Origin of the sequence: Flavivirga spongiicola, from assembly GCF_030540825.1 — a bacterium.
Classification (GTDB): Bacteria; Bacteroidota; Bacteroidia; order Flavobacteriales; family Flavobacteriaceae; genus Flavivirga; species Flavivirga spongiicola.
Map to the genome: position 1 here is coordinate 4,941,751 of NZ_JAUOEO010000001.1, position 17,606 is coordinate 4,959,356.

Annotated in this window: 17 protein-coding genes; 4 read left to right on the forward strand and 13 right to left on the reverse strand. The window is 34.6% G+C overall.

Translation table 11 applies throughout. The annotated features are described in order from the left end of the window. Positions 1 to 16 precede the first annotated feature (16 nt). From Q4Q47_RS19620 to Q4Q47_RS19660, 9 genes are all read right to left on the reverse strand, one after another. Complete coding sequence (locus Q4Q47_RS19620; RefSeq protein ID WP_303308343.1) at positions 17 to 919, reverse strand: beta-propeller domain-containing protein; 903 nt, start codon at positions 917 to 919, stop codon at positions 17 to 19. A 54-nt stretch (positions 920 to 973) separates the two neighbouring features. Beyond that, on the reverse strand, positions 974 to 1,861 hold the full coding sequence (gene lsrF / locus Q4Q47_RS19625; RefSeq protein WP_303308344.1) for a 3-hydroxy-5-phosphonooxypentane-2,4-dione thiolase: 888 nt from the start codon (positions 1,859 to 1,861) through the stop codon (positions 974 to 976). 42 nt (positions 1,862 to 1,903) lie between these two features. Then, positions 1,904 to 2,527: a DAK2 domain-containing protein gene (locus Q4Q47_RS19630; protein ID WP_303308345.1), complete on the reverse strand. Its 624-nt coding sequence runs from the start codon at positions 2,525 to 2,527 to the stop codon at positions 1,904 to 1,906. A gap of 3 nt (positions 2,528 to 2,530) precedes the next feature. Next, positions 2,531 to 3,568, reverse strand: a complete 1,038-nt coding sequence (locus Q4Q47_RS19635; protein WP_303308346.1) for a dihydroxyacetone kinase subunit DhaK — start codon at positions 3,566 to 3,568, stop codon at positions 2,531 to 2,533. Between the two features lie 29 nt (positions 3,569 to 3,597). Next, positions 3,598 to 3,915, reverse strand: a complete 318-nt coding sequence (locus tag Q4Q47_RS19640; RefSeq protein WP_303308347.1) for a VOC family protein — start codon at positions 3,913 to 3,915, stop codon at positions 3,598 to 3,600. Between the two features lie 99 nt (positions 3,916 to 4,014). After that, positions 4,015 to 4,710: a cupin domain-containing protein gene (locus Q4Q47_RS19645; protein WP_303308348.1), complete on the reverse strand. Its 696-nt coding sequence runs from the start codon at positions 4,708 to 4,710 to the stop codon at positions 4,015 to 4,017. Positions 4,711 to 4,822: 112 nt separating this feature from the next. Then, entirely contained in the window at positions 4,823 to 5,932 is a 1,110-nt protein-coding gene (locus tag Q4Q47_RS19650; RefSeq protein WP_303308349.1) for a chorismate transformation enzyme, FkbO/Hyg5 family, read from the reverse strand. 14 nt (positions 5,933 to 5,946) lie between these two features. Next, on the reverse strand, positions 5,947 to 7,716 hold the full coding sequence (locus tag Q4Q47_RS19655; protein WP_303308350.1) for a hypothetical protein: 1,770 nt from the start codon (positions 7,714 to 7,716) through the stop codon (positions 5,947 to 5,949). A gap of 10 nt (positions 7,717 to 7,726) precedes the next feature. Then, positions 7,727 to 8,524 (reverse strand): IclR family transcriptional regulator, encoded by a 798-nt coding sequence (locus tag Q4Q47_RS19660; RefSeq protein ID WP_303308351.1) that lies wholly within the window; start codon positions 8,522 to 8,524, stop codon positions 7,727 to 7,729. 125 nt (positions 8,525 to 8,649) lie between these two features. Here Q4Q47_RS19660 and Q4Q47_RS19665 point away from each other — a divergent pair, with 125 nt between their 5' ends. The 3 genes from Q4Q47_RS19665 (at position 8,650) to Q4Q47_RS19675 (ending at position 11,270) form a co-directional block, all read left to right on the forward strand. Next, positions 8,650 to 8,928: a hypothetical protein gene (locus tag Q4Q47_RS19665; RefSeq protein WP_303308352.1), complete on the forward strand. Its 279-nt coding sequence runs from the start codon at positions 8,650 to 8,652 to the stop codon at positions 8,926 to 8,928. 271 nt (positions 8,929 to 9,199) lie between these two features. Beyond that, positions 9,200 to 10,489, forward strand: a complete 1,290-nt coding sequence (locus tag Q4Q47_RS19670) for a carboxypeptidase-like regulatory domain-containing protein (RefSeq protein ID WP_303308353.1) — start codon at positions 9,200 to 9,202, stop codon at positions 10,487 to 10,489. Between the two features lie 316 nt (positions 10,490 to 10,805). Continuing rightward, the gene (locus tag Q4Q47_RS19675) at positions 10,806 to 11,270 is read left to right on the forward strand and encodes a hypothetical protein (RefSeq protein WP_303308354.1); all 465 of its coding nucleotides are present in this window, start codon (positions 10,806 to 10,808) and stop codon (positions 11,268 to 11,270) included. On the opposite strand, the gene Q4Q47_RS19680 is transcribed toward Q4Q47_RS19675, so the two are convergent. Beyond that, positions 11,267 to 11,401: a hypothetical protein gene (locus Q4Q47_RS19680; protein WP_303308355.1), complete on the reverse strand. Its 135-nt coding sequence runs from the start codon at positions 11,399 to 11,401 to the stop codon at positions 11,267 to 11,269. The genes Q4Q47_RS19675 and Q4Q47_RS19680 overlap by 4 nt on opposite strands. Positions 11,402 to 11,415: 14 nt before the next feature. Beyond that, positions 11,416 to 11,550 (reverse strand): hypothetical protein, encoded by a 135-nt coding sequence (locus Q4Q47_RS19685; RefSeq protein ID WP_303308357.1) that lies wholly within the window; start codon positions 11,548 to 11,550, stop codon positions 11,416 to 11,418. A 217-nt stretch (positions 11,551 to 11,767) separates the two neighbouring features. On the opposite strand from Q4Q47_RS19685, the gene Q4Q47_RS19690 reads away from it, so the two are divergent. Continuing rightward, positions 11,768 to 12,886: a hypothetical protein gene (locus tag Q4Q47_RS19690; protein ID WP_303308358.1), complete on the forward strand. Its 1,119-nt coding sequence runs from the start codon at positions 11,768 to 11,770 to the stop codon at positions 12,884 to 12,886. 36 nt (positions 12,887 to 12,922) lie between these two features. Here Q4Q47_RS19690 and Q4Q47_RS19695 read toward each other — a convergent pair whose 3' ends face one another. Beyond that, the gene (locus Q4Q47_RS19695) at positions 12,923 to 15,589 is read right to left on the reverse strand and encodes a DNA gyrase/topoisomerase IV subunit A (protein WP_303308359.1); all 2,667 of its coding nucleotides are present in this window, start codon (positions 15,587 to 15,589) and stop codon (positions 12,923 to 12,925) included. 64 nt (positions 15,590 to 15,653) lie between these two features. Continuing rightward, positions 15,654 to 17,513, reverse strand: coding sequence for a DNA topoisomerase IV subunit B (locus Q4Q47_RS19700; RefSeq protein WP_303308360.1), 1,860 nt, complete (start codon positions 17,511 to 17,513; stop codon positions 15,654 to 15,656). Between the last annotated feature and the right edge of the window lie 93 nt (positions 17,514 to 17,606).

Here is a 17,606-nt window from a genome sequence, read left to right on the forward strand (position 1 = left end):
AAATTAAAAAAACAGTTTACCTTTTATATTTTGGAAATGATTCCATATCGAGAGTGGATACATTTCCAAAATTCTTATAATCTTCAATTTTCCAAATCAGGTTTTTATCGGCATCAATTTCAAAAACCTGTGCTACTTTTTTCTCATCTCCGGCATGCCCTCCCCAATTACAAATAATGGTATTCCCATTTTTAAGCCGAATAGCTTCTGCTACAAATCGAAGCGGAACACCAGCAAGATCATGTTCTTTAAGTTCCCAAACGACTGCCCCGGTATTAGGGTTTATTTCCCTCATTTTATGAGTGTCGCCACAGCTTAACAACCAATTTCCGGATTTTAATACGACCAGAGAAAAAACAAATATGCCTGTTTTGACCTGTCTAACAACTTTACCTCTTGCGTCAATTTCAAAAACTAACTTCTTTCCTAAAAGTGGGACTAAATAGTTTCCGTTGGCCGTTTTACTAATTTTTCTAAATTGACCATGAGGGTTTTTAATACCTGTTTCAAAGGAAATATCTACTATCTTTTCTCCATCAGACGAAAATTCTAATAGTTTAGCCGGATTGCCACAAATTCCGAGTAAAATATTACCTTCATCTGTTAATGAGGCTGATTGAACCTCAGAACTCTCATCACATAGATACTCCCAAAGTACCTGATGATTTTGATCAATCAGTTTAGCGCCTTGTCTAAAAGAGTACAATACCTTTCCTTTAGAAAATTGGTTAACCGAATTGCATTCTTGTCCTTCTTCTAATTGATGGCTCCATAACTTCGTTCCCTGGTTATCAACAAGGGCAATTTCCTTCCAACCAGAACCTCCAATATAATAGTTGGATTTAGTTGTTGAACATGAACATATCAAAAACGAATAGACTATACATACAACTACGGAAACCTTTATATTATGTATCATAGAAGCCCATGAATAATAAGTATTTTCATAACGAGAATAACTAAATACATTAAATTATATGCTAGTAACTTCATGTGATTTTAAATCATTAAACATTTCAAATGCATCTTTAGGGATCAAATTCTCATGAACCACAGCGCTAACAGCCTGAATCATAGCCCCAGGGTTTTCTGACTGAAAAACATTACGTCCCATATCAACCCCGGCAGCTCCCTCATTAATTGCCATATAACTAAGTTTTAACGCATCTAACTCTGGCAGTTTTTTTCCTCCAGCAACTACAATAGGTACTGGACAAGATGAGGTCACCTTTGAAAAGCCTTCAGTATAATACGTTTTAACAATGTTCGCTCCATTCTCGGCACACATACGTGATGCCAGACTAAAATAACGGGCATCTCTAACCATATCTTTACCAACAGCCGTTACCCCCATTACAGGAATACCCGCTTTTTGACCAGCATCAACAGCTTTACATATATTAGCCATCGTAATAGCCTCGGTGGATGTATCTCCTACTGAAGCCATAACAGCTATGGCCGAAGCATTCATACGAACAGCATCTTGAATATCAATTAATACGTTGTGATTCAACTCAGTCAATATGGATGTTCCAGCATCAGATCGTAAACAGATTGGTTTATTCGAATTAGCAGGAATATTTGAACGGATCATACCGCGAGCCCCCATTAAACAATCTGCATATTTAATTAATGGTGTAATAGTTAAATCAATTCGTTCTAGACCAGAAGTAGGTCCCATAATAAAACCATGATCGAAAGCCAACATGACTGTTCGTCCTGTAGATGGCCGGAAAATACGGGAAAGACGATCTTTCATTCCCCAGTCCATGTTATCACTCCCTTTTAAATAAAAAGCTTGGTTACTAACAGGTTCATTTGAAAAATTATTCCCTTCTCTTAAATCATCTAAATCAGCCATAATATTTTTTTAAATTATATAATACTCTTTAATTATTTACATTTATACGTATTGTTCAATTGCCTTGGAAAATGACTCAAACATGCAAGCCCAAGAAGTAGCTCCTGGATCTGCTGTTCCAATTGATCGTTCTCCTAAATGACGTGCTCTGCCAAAATTTGCCTTCATAGCAATGGTTTTTTCTGCTCCAACCAAAGCTGCCTTTGCTCCTTTATTTAAGATTTCAACTATATCGCCTTCAGCACTCTCAATAGCCTCGACTGCTGGAACTAAAGCGTCCATCATAGTTTTATCTCCTATCTTTGCCTTTGTTTGTGTTTGAAGCATGTTTAAACCAGATCTAAACATGTTCTTTACTTCCTTGACATCTAATGCATCACCTTTTGAAGCATCTGCCATTCCCATAAAAAAAGCGCCCATAAGTGTACTTGTAGAACCACATGATTCTTCCATAGTGCCAAAGGCCATGTTACCTAACATTTCGTTAAATTCGACACCACTTTCACCTGCTTTCATTACAGCATTAAGAGCAGCAACAATGGCTGTTCCATGATCTCCATCTCCAGCTACAGCATCTAAGTTTGAGAGTTCTTCGGCACGTTCGGTAATATTTGTTAACGCAAACCTCATCATACTTTTAAAAGCATCTATAGTCAACTTCTCCATAACTTAATTTTTGCCTATTACTGTCCAATATGGAGCATCAGAAGTGCAATCTTTCAAGTAAATAGCATGATCATCATCACATTTACCTAAAATCATCTGAAAACCAGATTGCTCTTGTACAGTTAATATTTCTGTTATTTTACCTTCCACTAATTGACATCCTGCTGCTTCAAGGATTTGACAAGATTTTCGGAAAATAATATTCATTTCCATATGTGTGGTAGCTCCAACACCATTGATATAAAGAAGCATTCTGTCATCTGTCTTTGCCTCTAACTTTTCCATAAGTTGGGTTATCATATATGTGGCTGTTTCATCTGCACTAAGAAGTTCCATACGACCGCCACCGCCTTCACCATGCTGTCCCATACCAATTTCCATAACACCTTCTGGAAGCTCAGCTATAATGCCACCATTTTGTGGATGTGTACATGACTTCATTGCCACAGCAAGCGTTGCAACCTGATTATTGAAACGCTCGCCTATTTCACATAACTCATCTAGCGATTTACCTTCCTCTGCTGCTGCACCTAAAATTTTATATAAAGGCACGCAACCTGCTAATCCACGACGATCCTCATCAGGTGTAGAATTACCTGCACTTATATCATCATGAGTAAGAATGCTTTTTACATTGATGTTATGGCGTTCAGCCATTTGCATAGCCATATTAGCACTCATAACATCACCAGCATGATTTAAAACAATTAGGAGTACACCAGCTTCACGATTAAATTCTTTAAGCGCTTGAAGGAGACGAGGTGCACCAGGAGCAGCGAAAATATCACCAACTACTGAGCAATCAAGCATGCCCTCTCCCACGAAACCACTTAGAGCAGGCTCATGACCAGCACCACCTAAAGTAACAATGGCAACCTTATCTTGAGGCTTTGGATGGGTACGAACAACCGTATACTCATCTAAAAGTGTCACTTTATCCCTATATGCCATCGTATATCCCTCTAATAACTCTTTAGTAATATTATTAGGGTCATTAATAAATTTTTTGATTTGAGAAGTGTTTGCTATTTCAGACATCATTTTATATTTTTTGTTTTAACTAAGTTTTATTATTTGTCAAATTGCATAAGCTCGATAGGAGCGCCTTCTTCTTCTACAAAAGCAATGGTTAAACCATCTTTTGGAGAGAAAGGCTCAATTAAAATTGTTTTGCCTTCCATTTCGACTTGCAAATCTTCAACCTGATAAGCAATATGTGCTGTCGTCTGAATCAATTCTGGAAATTCAGAACCTGATTCAAATCGTAACCACTCAATTTTGTTTGCGCTATTGGTATAGTCTGTAATAAATAATTTGGCGCCCTCCATATAATTTTCTTCAGGCTGAACGACTTTCGTTGGAATCCCAATGTGATCTAATTTTCTCATTTTTAAACCATTTAAATAATTAATAACATTATTGATTAAGAACAGAAAAAGTGATTTCTACAACTGTTAAGTCCTGCTCTTTTTAACTAAAACAACTTCTTACATATTACCCATAATATCAGTAAAGGATACATTTGGATTGGTAAAACGAAGCGCTGCACCATCATGATAATTCGCATACTCCGAGACCACAGCTCCTTGATCTCCAGCCAACATAAAGTGTGGGGCTTCCAATCGACCTAAAGTCTGTAAGCCATTTAATTTTAGTTCATTCACATTAGACACAGTGATAAAACCTTTCTGACTTTCAGGCGTTTTAGGGTTATTGGCCGTAGTTTCACCTTCTCCAAAATTGTAAATGGAACCACCACGTACATGCCACGTTTCCATTTTGGTTATATCATCAGTTTTTACATGTTTGTGTTCTGCAATCATCTGTCCAGGCAATAGAAAAATTTCATGAGCAAAATAGGTATACTCCTTACTATTATGCCAAAACACACCTGCCATACCAACATTAGCAAAATCACCTAATCCAAAATCTGTGATAAACATATTTTTCTCCAAAAACGCATCAAAAGGAACATGATAAAATGCCATCAATTCCTTATAAGCATTTAAAGCCTTTTCTGGGTTTAATATCCCATCGTCATAGAAATACTCATTAGTATACTTCTTCATTTCTGTTTTTTTAAAATCTAATTTTTTTTCACCTGAACCAAAGGAACATGACGAACTCGACACAAGTCCTAAGGAGCCGATTGCTGTAGCTTTTAATGCGTCTCTTCTTTTCATTTTTTAAATTTTTAATTGCCCTAACTGTTAGTATAAGTCTGTACCTAACAAAATGATACTAATAATCTTAGCTTGATTTATAATTATTTATATACTATATATAGAATTCATTTTATACTGTAACTTTTGCAAATGCCTCGATCTCTACCAGTAGTTCTTCTCTGCAAATATCTGCTTCTACATAAACAGCTGGTACATCAGATAAACGACTCTCACAAACTCGTTTCACAGCCCCATAATCAGGAGGATTCTTCACATAAACACGTATAAATTCCAACTTGGGTTCACAGAAACTTAATGCCTCTTTAGAAATCAGGTTTTTAATATTATCAATGGTAATATTGGTTTGCTCAGAAGCATTATTCAATGCCAAACTTTCTTCACCAACAATAGCAGCTGTACCAGATACAAAAACAGAAACAGATTGCTTTTCTTCGATTAGCTTTGCTCTTTCAAATTTGGGGGTAGATCTTTGCTTCAAGACGCTATCTCCTGCTCCCAACAAAACGTCATTTGAATAGATATGTGCATTAACTTGTTTCGAGTTCATTAATGGAAACTCTCCCAAATGTCCCTTCATAGCAATGACATCAATTAATAAAGGAGCATAACGTGTTCCAATACCTGTAGCCGCAGGAAACCCTTTCTTCCAATTTACGCCCTCATAAAACAGCGTTCTTGCATCGTTAAATTGCTGGTAATGTTGAAAATCTTTTTCAAACCGAGTAATATCAGGAATATAATTCCATTGACGAACAATAGATGAAATAGGCATATTTTCAAATTCCAACACCGCTCTAATCACTCGGAAAATGGCTCTAGATTGTTGTGGAATAGTTTGATCTTTTTTGCCGTGTATCCCAGAAATAAATAGCATTTTTTCATCACCAACACCAACTTTTGCATAAGAAACATCGTTATAAGAAGTATATAAAACTTCGCTTTCTTTTTTGGCCAGAATAAGTTCTATAATAAGTTCTGAGTTTAGAGGTTTTTGAGATACATAAGAAATCCCCATCATATTGGAACCAAACTTGGCCTGTCCCTTTTCACGGATGAAGTCTAAATTCTCAAAATAATTTTCTTCTGAATTTGAAGCAAAAAAAACACTCATCTTCAACAAACACTCTTCCTGTTCAATTTTAGAGAAAGCATCCATAAATGCTGTTTTAAAACTGCCTGTAACGGAGGAGTAAGCATATTCAAATTTCAAATCCAACATATCTCTAACTTATATTATAAGGAGTTCACAAACTCAATTAAATATTTCATTTCTTTTTTACTCAGATTCACATTTCTTAAACCATGTCTTTTCTTTCGAAACAGTGCATCGATGGTCTGGGCTGATCCATCGTGCAGATAGGGTGCTGTTCGCCAAACTTCCCTAAGTGTTGGCGTGTCCCAACCATCTTCAAATTCGACTTCACCTACTTTATGCATTTTCATATCTGTATACAAGGGGCCACTGTGACAGAAAGAACACTTCGCCCGTTTAAATATGCCTTCACCTTTTTTAGCATTTTCACTTAATCCCCCATCCTTTAGATAAGGACTTGGTAGTGGTTCTAAAGACTTTATATATTCGATGACTCCAAGCTTTATTTCCGGATCTATCTCCGCAAACTGAATATGGAGGAACCCTGCGTTTACAGCCGTCGCTGCATCTGCTCGAATACCTGAAATCATAGAAGGAGGCGTCTGGTAAGCATAAAGCATGCTCTTACAGTTCTTAGGATTACCAATACCATCATTTAATAAATCCCAATTCAGGCCATCGGTACGAGCATCTCCGGGATGACAGCCATTACATGATTGCCAGCCTTGAAAACAATGGCTGGCATCGTTAAAATACTTCTCCCCTTTTTGTGAAATACTTTCCTTAAAGTTAGGGTTGTAAGCAATCGCTGAAACCGAAAGCGTCGATCGTTTAACAATATTAAGTGTATCTGAAAAATAGGTCGGTATGAGAATCTCTTTTTCGTCCATTACCAAAGACCTAGGGCCATTTCCTTTAATATTGAACCTATCTCGAATACCATTTAAAAAACGAAGATCATAAGATAATGTTGACTTATCTACTGTTTGCTCCATTCGCTCTTTTAGTTTAGCATAGTTTATTACACTAAGATCGTGTGTCCCCGATTGGCTAACCACTAAACTTTTGTTATCACAAGCAAGTCCCCAAACACCTGCAGCACCCGCCTCTGGCTCATCTACCAAAAAAGATCCAAGCAAACTATGGTTACTTGTACGAATAACACTTATGGCACTCGTATTCATCCACCCTTGTTGCAATTGTGATGTAGGCACTTGAAATCGTCCTAAATTATGAGAAACAAATACATAGTTTCCCATAGGTGAAAGACAGATATCCCTTAGGGCATTACTACCGTTCGTTAATGCTATATGTTTAGAAATTTTAAACGTTTGCGTTGAAATAACACTTAGTTTTGCGGTAACCACTTCTTTATCTGCTCTTTGCTCAGGTAAAAAATTAGCAACATATAAGGACTTTTCATCTTGACTTAAAACCATGGTTCGGGGTTCCCGCAATAGTTTCGCCTCTCGGCGAACCCTTTTAGTGAGCAAATCTACCTCGCTTACCGTATTGCTAAACTGATTACAAACATATAATTTGGTACCATCTTTAGTAACAACAGGTGAAATGGCTCCCATACCAACAGACACATTCCAATCAACCTTCTTTGTCTCTAAATCAATGCAAGTCACATAACCCTTTGCATACGTACTCGTTACATAAAGTTTATCGTTTTTACATACAAGACCTGTAGGTGGTTCGCGGAAAGCCCACTCATGTATGGGCTTCATACTTTCACGATCGTACATTAATACTTTCTTAGTCTTTTGATGCGCCATAAAAACAAGGTCACCATTACTGGAAAGTGTTATGGCACTTGTCCTAAATACATTTTGATCCTGAGTCTCCGCATCTATTGAAAAACTGATTAAAAGAACTAAACATATTAAACGGAAAATCGATTTCATAACCTCAATATTATTGGTTATAGCCTAACTGACGTGAAATACCGAGACACATGTCCCGAATCATATCTCCTACTTCTTCAAATTTTTCTAAAGGCAAACGAGCAGAAGGTCCAGTGACCCATATTGCTGAAATAGGGCAACCATACTGATTAAATATAGGAGCCCCAACACAATGAACTCCTTCTAACTCCTCTGCATAATCTATACTGTAACCACAGGAACGAACTTTATTTAATGCTTCTTTAAAATCATGAATATTAGTAATGGTACGGTCATTAAACTTTTCAAAAGACATACTCTCTATGATGGCTTCTCTTTCAGATTGGGGTAAAAAAGCAATAATAGATTTACCTGGTGCAGATGGATGCAAATGAAACCCCTGACCAGCATTCAACATAAATGTAAATGGATGCGAACCTAAAACCTGTTCTAACAAAACACCTTTTTTTTCTACCAGAGCCCCAACCAAAATGGTTTCTTTTAATTCATCACGCAATAAACGCATGACTGGCAGACATTTTTCTAGTAGATTTGGCTCTGAAAGTGTTGATAACCCAATATGTAAAAACCGTTTAGACAAGGAAAAAAGTGAAGGCTGACCTGACTTTATAAGATACCCACGATTGACCAACGTTTGAGTAATTCGAAATATTGAACTTTTAGGAAAGCCTAAACGTTCCTGTAATTCGGTTAAACTAAAACCTTGTGGAGAATCTTGTAAAAGTTCGACGATAGATAATGCTCTATCTAGGTTCGGAACGGAATACGATTTCTCTACGTCTTCAATTAAATCTTTTCCTTGTTTCATATATGAATCTCTGTTTCAAATAGTATTGTGCACCAAATGTATTTCCTTTTCTATAAAAGAAATATGATTTAAATCATGTTTCCTAATAAAAAAAGAAGGTTAAAGGTGATGTGATAATAATTGAAATGAAGGGCAACTATGAAGTTATGGGATTTAGAAGTACTGTGAGTACTACTAATAGTTTTAAAGGAAGAAATATTCTTAACCGATCCATATTAGACTTCTTCAAAATGATATCTATGAACAAGGTAAAGAAACTGAGCTTAGATGATTTTATTTTGAATCCTAAAACGAATAAAGCGTTTTCGAAAAAGATCCTTTTTGGAATCAATTCTTTTATGTCTAGAAATCATATATTAGAGAAGGAACTTTATGTTGAATTGCTTTCTGATACCATTTCTTAATTAAAAATCTTGTTATAACTATTTATTAAATATTGATAGACAGTTATGTTTTAACTGTTTGGTTATCTGTTTTCTTTATTTATTATGTGTGTCATTTTTTCTTCAAGAATGTCTAAATGATTTAAAAATTTCCAAAAGAACACTTAAGATAAATAACTGTTTCGGTAGAGTTATTATACTATCTATCTACTCCTCTAAAACGTTAAAAATCATTAAATTAGTTAATATTCACTTTTTTTTCGTATCTTATTTGGACTAAATTCCTAACACAATGAAAAGTCCTACATCCTTAACATTAAGAGTTTTAACTCTATTTTTAATTTTTAGCTTTTCCTCTTTAACAGCACAAGATAAGCAATTCGTAAAAGAGATTAAAGGAGAAGTTATTGACCAAAAGACTAAAGACGCGTTAGTTTTTTCGGACATAGTCATTGCTAGTTCAAATATTAGTACTGTAACTAACACCGACGGCAAATTTCTATTAAAAATACCTCAAAACTTATTAAATGGTACTTTAATTATTTCTCATTTAGGTTATGAGAAAAAAGAAATTAAAATTTCAACTTTAGAAAACAAATTAAAAATAGCACTAACTCCTGCAGTTACTGAGTTAACTGCTGTTGAAATTGACACATACAAAGATGCTAAATCTCTTTTAGAAGCCACACTTAAGAATAGAAGCTTGTTATACAACAATAGCAATACCTTAATGACAGCTTTTTATAGAGAAACTATCAAAAAGAGAAGGAAAAATGCATCACTGTCTGAAGCGGTTGTGCAAATACATAAACGCCCTTACGATAGTCATAAAAAAGATGCGATAGAGCTTATTAAATCAAGAAAAAAAACAGATTATACAAGACTTGATACCCTTGCCGTAAAATTACAAGGAGGCCCTTTTAGTAATTTGTACACTGATATTATAAAATATCCGGAGTATATTTTCACAAGTGAAGATATCTCTCTTTATGATTTTAGCTTCGATGCATCTACTCGAATAAATGAAAATTTAGTTTATGTTGTTAATTTTAAACAAAAGCCTAACGTTACCACGCCCCTATACTATGGTAAGCTTTATATTGATGCAAAAACGTTAGCACTTACCAATGCTGTTTATAGTTTAAATGTTGAGAACAAAAAACTAACCAGTCAAATGTATGTCCGCAAAAAACCTGGCTCGGCTATTGTTTATCCAACCCAAGCCACATATAGGGTTAATTACAGAACTAAAAATGGTAAATGGCATTATGCATATAGTAATATTTCATTAACCTTTAAAGTTAATTGGAAAAGAAAATTATTTAACAATGTTTACACGCTAAATAGCGAAATGGCTGTTACCGATTGGCGGATTAAAGACGCGGTTATCGAAAAACCCAGAAATAAAATGATGCGTCCAACTACCATTTTAGCTGATGCGACCTCAGGTTTTTCTGATCCCAAATTCTGGGGCTTGTACAACATTATAGAACCTGAAAAATCAATAGAATCTGCTATAAAGAAAATACAAAGACAATTAAAAAAAGCTAAAGCGAATCAGGCTAAAGCGGAAAAGGCATAATGTGAAGTTGACTCTTTTGAAGCCCTATGAAACTTTCAATTTTTATAACTTTTCTATAAAACTTGTACTTGATAAAGCAAAAGAGCTCGAAGAGACACGTATTATAGTATTATGCCATTTGACTGCAAATTACTCATTAATAAAATCAGGCTAACAGCAAATCAAAAATTGTAAATTTTACAAAAAATACAACATGCTCAAAATAATTAACCCATGATCATAATTTAGGAAACCAGACTAATATTAAGCAATAAGTTATGGTTCAATTAAATCTTTTTGTTCTTATTAAAGTTTTTTTTATTTTTATGGTAAAGCAATGAAAAAAAGCAAAGAACTCAAATATAATGCTTGGAATGAGCATTTAAATAACACTAAGGAAAGGACCAATTATTCTATACGAAGAATGGACCTATTAATAATTTCTATCAGTGGGGCAGGTATTTATATTATTTTTGAAACCTTACGTGAATTTAAAGCAGGTGAAATAGCTATTAATAACTCAAATCTTTTGTTATTTACAGGGTTGTCATTCTTATTTGCTATTGCGATTAATTTTCTATCTCAACTATCTGGATATCATGCTAATAATTTTGAAGAAAAGTATATAAACTTAGAATTAAGGAAAATACAAGGAAAAGATATAGATGAATGTATACAAACTCAACATGATAAAAAGATAAAACTATTTAACCTATTAACTAGTATATTTAATTCGGCTTCAATGGTACTTATGTTTATAGGCTTATTATTACTTACTATATTTAATTTTAAACTGTTTTAATCAGGTCTATTACCAGAACCTTGTCCTTTAAAATCTCCACCTCCTTTTTTCTTGTGTCTATTTGCTCTTCTTCGTTTCTTCCGGTTGTGTGTGGCTACCTTATGTCTTTTTCGTTTTTTACCACTTGGCATAAATAAAATCCTTTTTAATCTTTATCAGTTTTTGGTCTAGTTCCCGTTCCTGATCCGCTAAAATCATCACCTTTAGGCTTTACACTAGGATTATTCCTAGGAATTGGTTTATTATTGCCACCATTGTTATTGTTGTCTTGTTTAGCCATTATTTTTTAATTTGTTTAAAGATACAAAATGTAAGAAAAATATAAAAACCATTTACTTAGATGTGTTATTTCTGTTGTCCAAATCTCTTCTCTTTAAAAAAATAGATTGAATTTACAAGTTGTTTTGGCTCTTGGGTATAAATATTTTATTGCAGTAAAAAATAAAAATCTAAAAATATCATAGCTAACGTATATATGTTTTTAACATATATCGCAGATGAAAAACTTAACCTACAAAATCATCAAGAGTATATTTATTATAATTCTTGTTTTTACTTTTGCTAATTGTTCTAAAGAGAATGATAATACTTTAAATTCGATCCACAACCCTCTTGAAAACCCAGAAAATGGTCCTGCGGCTGGAAATCCTGAAGGGAACTCATCAATTCCTATTGAAGCTAACTTAGAAGATGTTTCAAATCCTGATGTTATTGTTGGTGACGGAACTCCTGAAAGTTGTACTTGCGAGGCTGTTGTAAATGCAGTGGCTCAGGGAGGGAAAATAGTATTCAATTGTGGTCCGACCCCACACACCATCGTTATGGATAGGCCGGCCAAGGTATTTAATAATGCCAATCCTGATGTTATTATTGATGGTGGTGGATTAATTACTTTAAGTGGTGGTGGAAACACACGTATATTATATATGAATACCTGCGATTCAGATCAAGTATGGACAACAGATCATTGTCAAAACCAAGACCACCCAAAACTTACAGTACAAAATATCACTTTTGCAGACGGTAACTCTACTTCTGAAACCGAATACACTGGCGGTGGTGCTATTTGGGTTCGTGGTGGGCGATTTAAAGTCATAAATTCACGTTTTTTTAATAATTTTTGTGAAAGTAATGGTCCAGATGTTGGAGGCGCAGCTATTCGTGTTTTTAGTCAATATAATAATCAACCTGTCTATGTTGTAAATACTACTTTTGGAGGAGCTGATGGTTATGGCAATGTAGGGTCTAATGGTGGTGGTATAAGTAGTATTGGAGTGTCCTGGACCATTATAAACAGTCTCTTTTCTCATAATAAAGCTATTGGCAATGGCGGAAATCCTGCAGAGTCAGGAACTCCCGGAGGCGGAAGCGGAGGCGCTATTTATAATGATGGGAACACCATGACTTTAAAAATATTTGGTACGCGTATTGAAGAAAACGAAGTAAACGCTTATGGCTCATCTGTTTTTTTTGTTAGTAATGATCATTCAGGAAATATTATTATAGATAATTCCATAATACAAAATAACATTGGTGGCTCCTGGTATCCAGCTTACCCTAGTATTTCTATGCATGCCGATACACCGATAGCAGTAACGAATTCGACAATAGAATAGGAAACTGGGGGTTAGGTGTTTTTTAGGTATTAGGTGTTAGAACAACGTTTTTTGTCCTTCATCATCAGAATCATCATCCTTGGGTGATTTTTTATTATCCGAGTTTGAATTTCCATCACCAGCCTTTTCAGAAATTTCTGCTGTAACTTCTGTTTCATCAATGACTTCTATATCGTCTGCGTGTACTTCCTTTGGAGCTTCATAAGGTAATGGATCCAACAAATTAACTTGATTCACTTTATCCCTTGTTAACTGATTTCCTAAAGCGTTTATACCTTTAATCGAAATAAATGCTTCAAGATCTATTTCTAAATTGGCTTTTCTGTCTTTACCTCGTTCTTTAGCAAATACTATTTCTGCCATGGGTTTCCAATCTGTAGATACAATTTCTAATTGCGAATTAGGATGTTCTGAAATAAAGGATTCTTCCCTTCCTTCATTTTCTATTAAAAAACGTTTTACATAATAGATTTCTTTTTCACCATTATAATAAATAGCAGATATTGGCTTTTTAGGAATCCATTTTTCCATAACAATCATATCATTATCAAAATGCATGGTAACTTCTGGCGTAACTGTTTTAATCATTCCAGATTGATTGATAATAAGGAGTTTGTCTTCACCTCTAAATTCTCCAATTAATTCACCTCTGCCATCAACATTTAAACGCTGTACAGCATCATCAAACCAAATCTTACGTGGCTTTAATGTAGAAACACCTTTTTCTTTTAGTTCAACACGTTTTATAGAATATTTAGTAACCAAATTTCCCTTGGAAACCCTACCTTTAATAAGTATATCTGCAAAATCAATATCCCATTTTAATTTCTTTATGCTACCAGCTTGTCGTAACAATATGGTAACAACTTCTGCCTCTCCATTTGGATTTGCAGAAAAATAAAGCACCGTAGAACCTTTATTCCCATTCGTTAAATCGTAATCTTTATCTCTTGTTATACCTGTAACGGCAAACCTCTTAATATATGAAGGTCCACTCTTGCCATCACGATAAATCAAATTATAAATAGTACGTTTATCTTTCTTTTTAAAGACAGCAACGTGTATGATATCTTTACCAATAAAGGTTTTTGTACCTACTTTAGTAATCATCATCTTCCCTTCTTTGGTAAATACTATAATATCATCTATATCACTACAATCACCTACATATTCGTCACGACGAAGTGATGTTCCTATAAAACCTTCTGCTCTATTTACATAAAGCTTCGTGTTTCTTATAACCACTTTAGTCGCATCTACATCATCAAAAGCACGAATCTCAGTTTTACGTTCTCTGCCTTTCCCATAATCCTTCTTCAATCTTGTAAAATAAGCTATAGAGTAATCAATAAGATGCTCTAAATGATGTTTTATTTCAGCAATCTGATCCTCTAAAGCATCAATTTTTTGCTGCGCCTTATCAATATCAAATTTTGATATACGTTTAATTCGAATTTCTGTTAACCTAACAATGTCATCTTCCGTAACAGCTCGCTTTAAATGTTTTATATGTGGTTGCAAACCTTTATCAATAGCGCTTATAACACCTTCCCACGTTTCTTCCTCTTCTATATCGCGATAAATTCTATTTTCAATAAAAATTCGTTCTAAACTTGCAAAATGCCATTGCTCTTCAAACTCTTCTAATTTAATTTCAAGTTCACTTTTAAGAAGTTGCACGGTATTATCTGTGGAGCGGCGTAGCATTTCAGAAACACCTATAAATAAAGGTTTATTGTCTTCAATAACACAACCTAAGGGTGAAATAGACGATTCGCAACTAGTAAATGCATACAGTGCATCAATAGTTTTATCTGGTGATAATCCCGAAGGCAAGTGCACTAAAATCTCAACTTCTGCCGCTGTATTATCTTCTATCTTCTTAACCCTTATCTTCCCTTTATCATTTGCTTTTAAAATAGAATCTATAAGTGATGATGTAGTCGTTCCATATGGAATTTCTGAGATGACAAGCGTATTTTTATCAAGCTGCGAAATTTTAGCACGTACTCTTGCTTTACCACCTCGTAACCCATCATTATAATTAGAAAAATCAGCAATTCCTGCCGTTGGAAAATCTGGTAATATTGTAAATCGTTTCCCTTGTAAATGCTTAATAGAAGCATCAATAAGTTCAATAAAATTATGTGGTAATATTTTTGTTGACAATCCTACCGCAATACCTTCGCCACCTTGTGCCAAAAGTAAAGGAAACATAACTGGTAAGTTAACAGGCTCTTTACGTCTACCGTCATAACTAGCTTGCCATTCGGTTATTTTAGGGTTATATACAACATCTAGCCCAAATTTAGAAATACGAGCTTCTATATAACGTGATGCGGCAGCACGGTCTCCTGTTAATATATTTCCCCAGTTTCCCTGTGTATCTATTAATAAATCTTTCTGACCAATTTGTACCATCGCATCTGCAATACTCATATCCCCATGCGGATGATACTGCATTGTGTGACCAACAATATTCGCTACTTTATTATAACGTCCATCATCTAAATCTTTCATAGAATGCATGATTCGACGTTGAACTGGCTTAAAACCATCTTCAATAGCAGGTACAGCTCTCTCTAAAATAACATAAGAAGCATAATCTAGAAACCAATCTTTATACATCCCCGTTATTCGGGTAATAGTTTCTTGCGGCTCCTCTTGATCGTTAATTAAATCGTCATTTGGGTCTTCAGTCATATTTTATTCAGTTCTGAGTAGGAGAATTTTATTTTGTATGCTTCATTATGTGTTTTACGCATAACTATGTCGTTTCTTCAATTAAATCTAATTCAACTTTTAGATTATCAATAATAAACTCTTGTCGTGTTGGCGTGTTTTTACCCATATAGAAAGATAACAATTCTTCAATAGACATATTATCATCCAGCATAATGGGATCTAATCGAATATCATCACCAATAAAATGTTTAAATTCATCTGGCGAAATTTCCCCCAGTCCTTTAAATCGGGTTATTTCTGGTTTTGGTTTTAATTTCTCAATAGCATCCCGTCGTTCTTCTTCTGAATAACAATAAATAGTTTCTTTTTTATTTCTCACACGAAACAAAGGTGTTTGCAATATATACAAATGCCCTTCTTTGATTACTTCGGGGAAAAATTGAAGAAAAAATGTTATTAATAGTAATCGTATGTGCATCCCATCGACATCAGCATCAGTTGCAATAACAACATTATTATAACGTAAATCTTCTAAGGATTCTTCTATGTTTAAAGCTGCTTGCAGCAGATTAAATTCTTCATTTTCGTAAACAATTTTCTTGCTCAATCCATAACAGTTTAAAGGTTTTCCTTTTAAACTAAAAACGGCCTGAGTATTAACATCCCGAGATTTTGTTATACTTCCAGAAGCTGAATCTCCCTCGGTAATAAAAAGTGTTGTTTCTAAATTACGTTCGTTTTTAGTGTCGCCAAAATGAACTCTACAATCTCGCAATTTCTTATTATGAAGACTCGCTTTTTTAGCTCGGTCCTTTGCTAGTTTTCGGATACCTGAAAGTTCTTTACGTTCCCTTTCTGCTTGTAATATTTTACGCTGAATGGCTTCTGCTGTATCCTGATTTTTATGTAGAAAATTATCTAATTGCCTCTTTACAAAATCGTTTATATACGTCCTCACTGTAGGCAAATCACCTCCCATATCTGTAGAACCTAGTTTTGTTTTAGTCTGACTTTCAAAAACAGGCTCCATAACCTTAATAGCTATAGCACTAACTACTGATTTTCTAACATCGGACGCATCATAATTTTTACCATAAAATTCACGTATGGTTTTTACTAATGATTCTCTAAATGCGTTTAAATGCGTTCCTCCTTGAGTCGTATTCTGTCCATTTACAAACGAATGATACTCCTCACTATACTGCGTTTTACTATGGGTTAATGCTATTTCAATATCATCACCACGTAAATGAATTATAGGATATAATCTATCTGATTCATTAATATTTTCACTTAATAAATCTTTTAATCCGTTTTCGCTGTAATATTTTTCACCATTAAAAACGATGGTTAAACCTGGATTTAGATACACATAGTTTTTAAGCATCTTAACGATGTACTCATTTCTATATTTGTAATTTTTGAAAATGAGATCATCTGGAACAAAAGATACCTTGGTTCCTTTTCTTCGCGAGGTATCTTCTAATAATTCTTTATTAATTAGATTACCCTGCTCAAATTCTGCGGAAGCAGACTTACTATCACGGGTAGATTCTACTCTAAAAAATGATGAAAGTGCATTTACTGCTTTGGTACCAACACCATTTAATCCCACAGATTTTTTGAAAGCCTTAGAATCATACTTACCACCAGTGTTCATTTTAGAGACCACATCAACCACCTTACCTAAAGGAATACCACGACCATAATCACGAACTGTAACCTTAGTACCTTGAATAGCTATTTCAATGGTTTTTCCAGCACCCATGACATACTCATCAATAGAATTGTCTAAAACTTCTTTTAGTAAAATATAAATACCATCATCTGGAGACGATCCATCACCTAGTTTACCAATATACATCCCAGGACGCATGCGAATATGTTCTTTCCAGTCGAGTGAGCGTATATTATCTTCGGTATAATTGGATTGTTCGGCCATAGAATAGAGCAAAATTTTACGATAGAACGCTAATATAAGACAACGCTATAAAAAATAAAACCCCCTACGCACAAAGTAATTAACAATATAAAA

Excerpts from the sequence above, each read along its gene's own strand:
- Q4Q47_RS19620 (WP_303308343.1), bottom strand. The coding sequence starts at position 919 with ATGATACATAATATAAAGGTTTCCGTAGTTGTATGTATAGTCTATTCG.
- lsrF (WP_303308344.1), bottom strand. The coding sequence starts at position 1,861 with ATGGCTGATTTAGATGATTTAAGAGAAGGGAATAATTTTTCAAATGAA.
- Q4Q47_RS19630 (WP_303308345.1), bottom strand. The coding sequence starts at position 2,527 with ATGGAGAAGTTGACTATAGATGCTTTTAAAAGTATGATGAGGTTTGCG.
- Q4Q47_RS19635 (WP_303308346.1), bottom strand. The coding sequence starts at position 3,568 with ATGATGTCTGAAATAGCAAACACTTCTCAAATCAAAAAATTTATTAAT.
- Q4Q47_RS19640 (WP_303308347.1), bottom strand. The coding sequence starts at position 3,915 with ATGAGAAAATTAGATCACATTGGGATTCCAACGAAAGTCGTTCAGCCT.
- Q4Q47_RS19645 (WP_303308348.1), bottom strand. The coding sequence starts at position 4,710 with ATGAAAAGAAGAGACGCATTAAAAGCTACAGCAATCGGCTCCTTAGGA.
- Q4Q47_RS19650 (WP_303308349.1), bottom strand. The coding sequence starts at position 5,932 with ATGTTGGATTTGAAATTTGAATATGCTTACTCCTCCGTTACAGGCAGT.
- Q4Q47_RS19655 (WP_303308350.1), bottom strand. The coding sequence starts at position 7,716 with ATGAAATCGATTTTCCGTTTAATATGTTTAGTTCTTTTAATCAGTTTT.
- Q4Q47_RS19660 (WP_303308351.1), bottom strand. The coding sequence starts at position 8,524 with ATGAAACAAGGAAAAGATTTAATTGAAGACGTAGAGAAATCGTATTCC.
- Q4Q47_RS19665 (WP_303308352.1), top strand. The coding sequence starts at position 8,650 with ATGAAGGGCAACTATGAAGTTATGGGATTTAGAAGTACTGTGAGTACT.
- Q4Q47_RS19670 (WP_303308353.1), top strand. The coding sequence starts at position 9,200 with ATGAAAAGTCCTACATCCTTAACATTAAGAGTTTTAACTCTATTTTTA.
- Q4Q47_RS19675 (WP_303308354.1), top strand. The coding sequence starts at position 10,806 with ATGAAAAAAAGCAAAGAACTCAAATATAATGCTTGGAATGAGCATTTA.
- Q4Q47_RS19680 (WP_303308355.1), bottom strand. The coding sequence starts at position 11,401 with ATGCCAAGTGGTAAAAAACGAAAAAGACATAAGGTAGCCACACACAAC.
- Q4Q47_RS19685 (WP_303308357.1), bottom strand. The coding sequence starts at position 11,550 with ATGGCTAAACAAGACAACAATAACAATGGTGGCAATAATAAACCAATT.
- Q4Q47_RS19690 (WP_303308358.1), top strand. The coding sequence starts at position 11,768 with ATGAAAAACTTAACCTACAAAATCATCAAGAGTATATTTATTATAATT.
- Q4Q47_RS19695 (WP_303308359.1), bottom strand. The coding sequence starts at position 15,589 with ATGACTGAAGACCCAAATGACGATTTAATTAACGATCAAGAGGAGCCG.
- Q4Q47_RS19700 (WP_303308360.1), bottom strand. The coding sequence starts at position 17,513 with ATGGCCGAACAATCCAATTATACCGAAGATAATATACGCTCACTCGAC.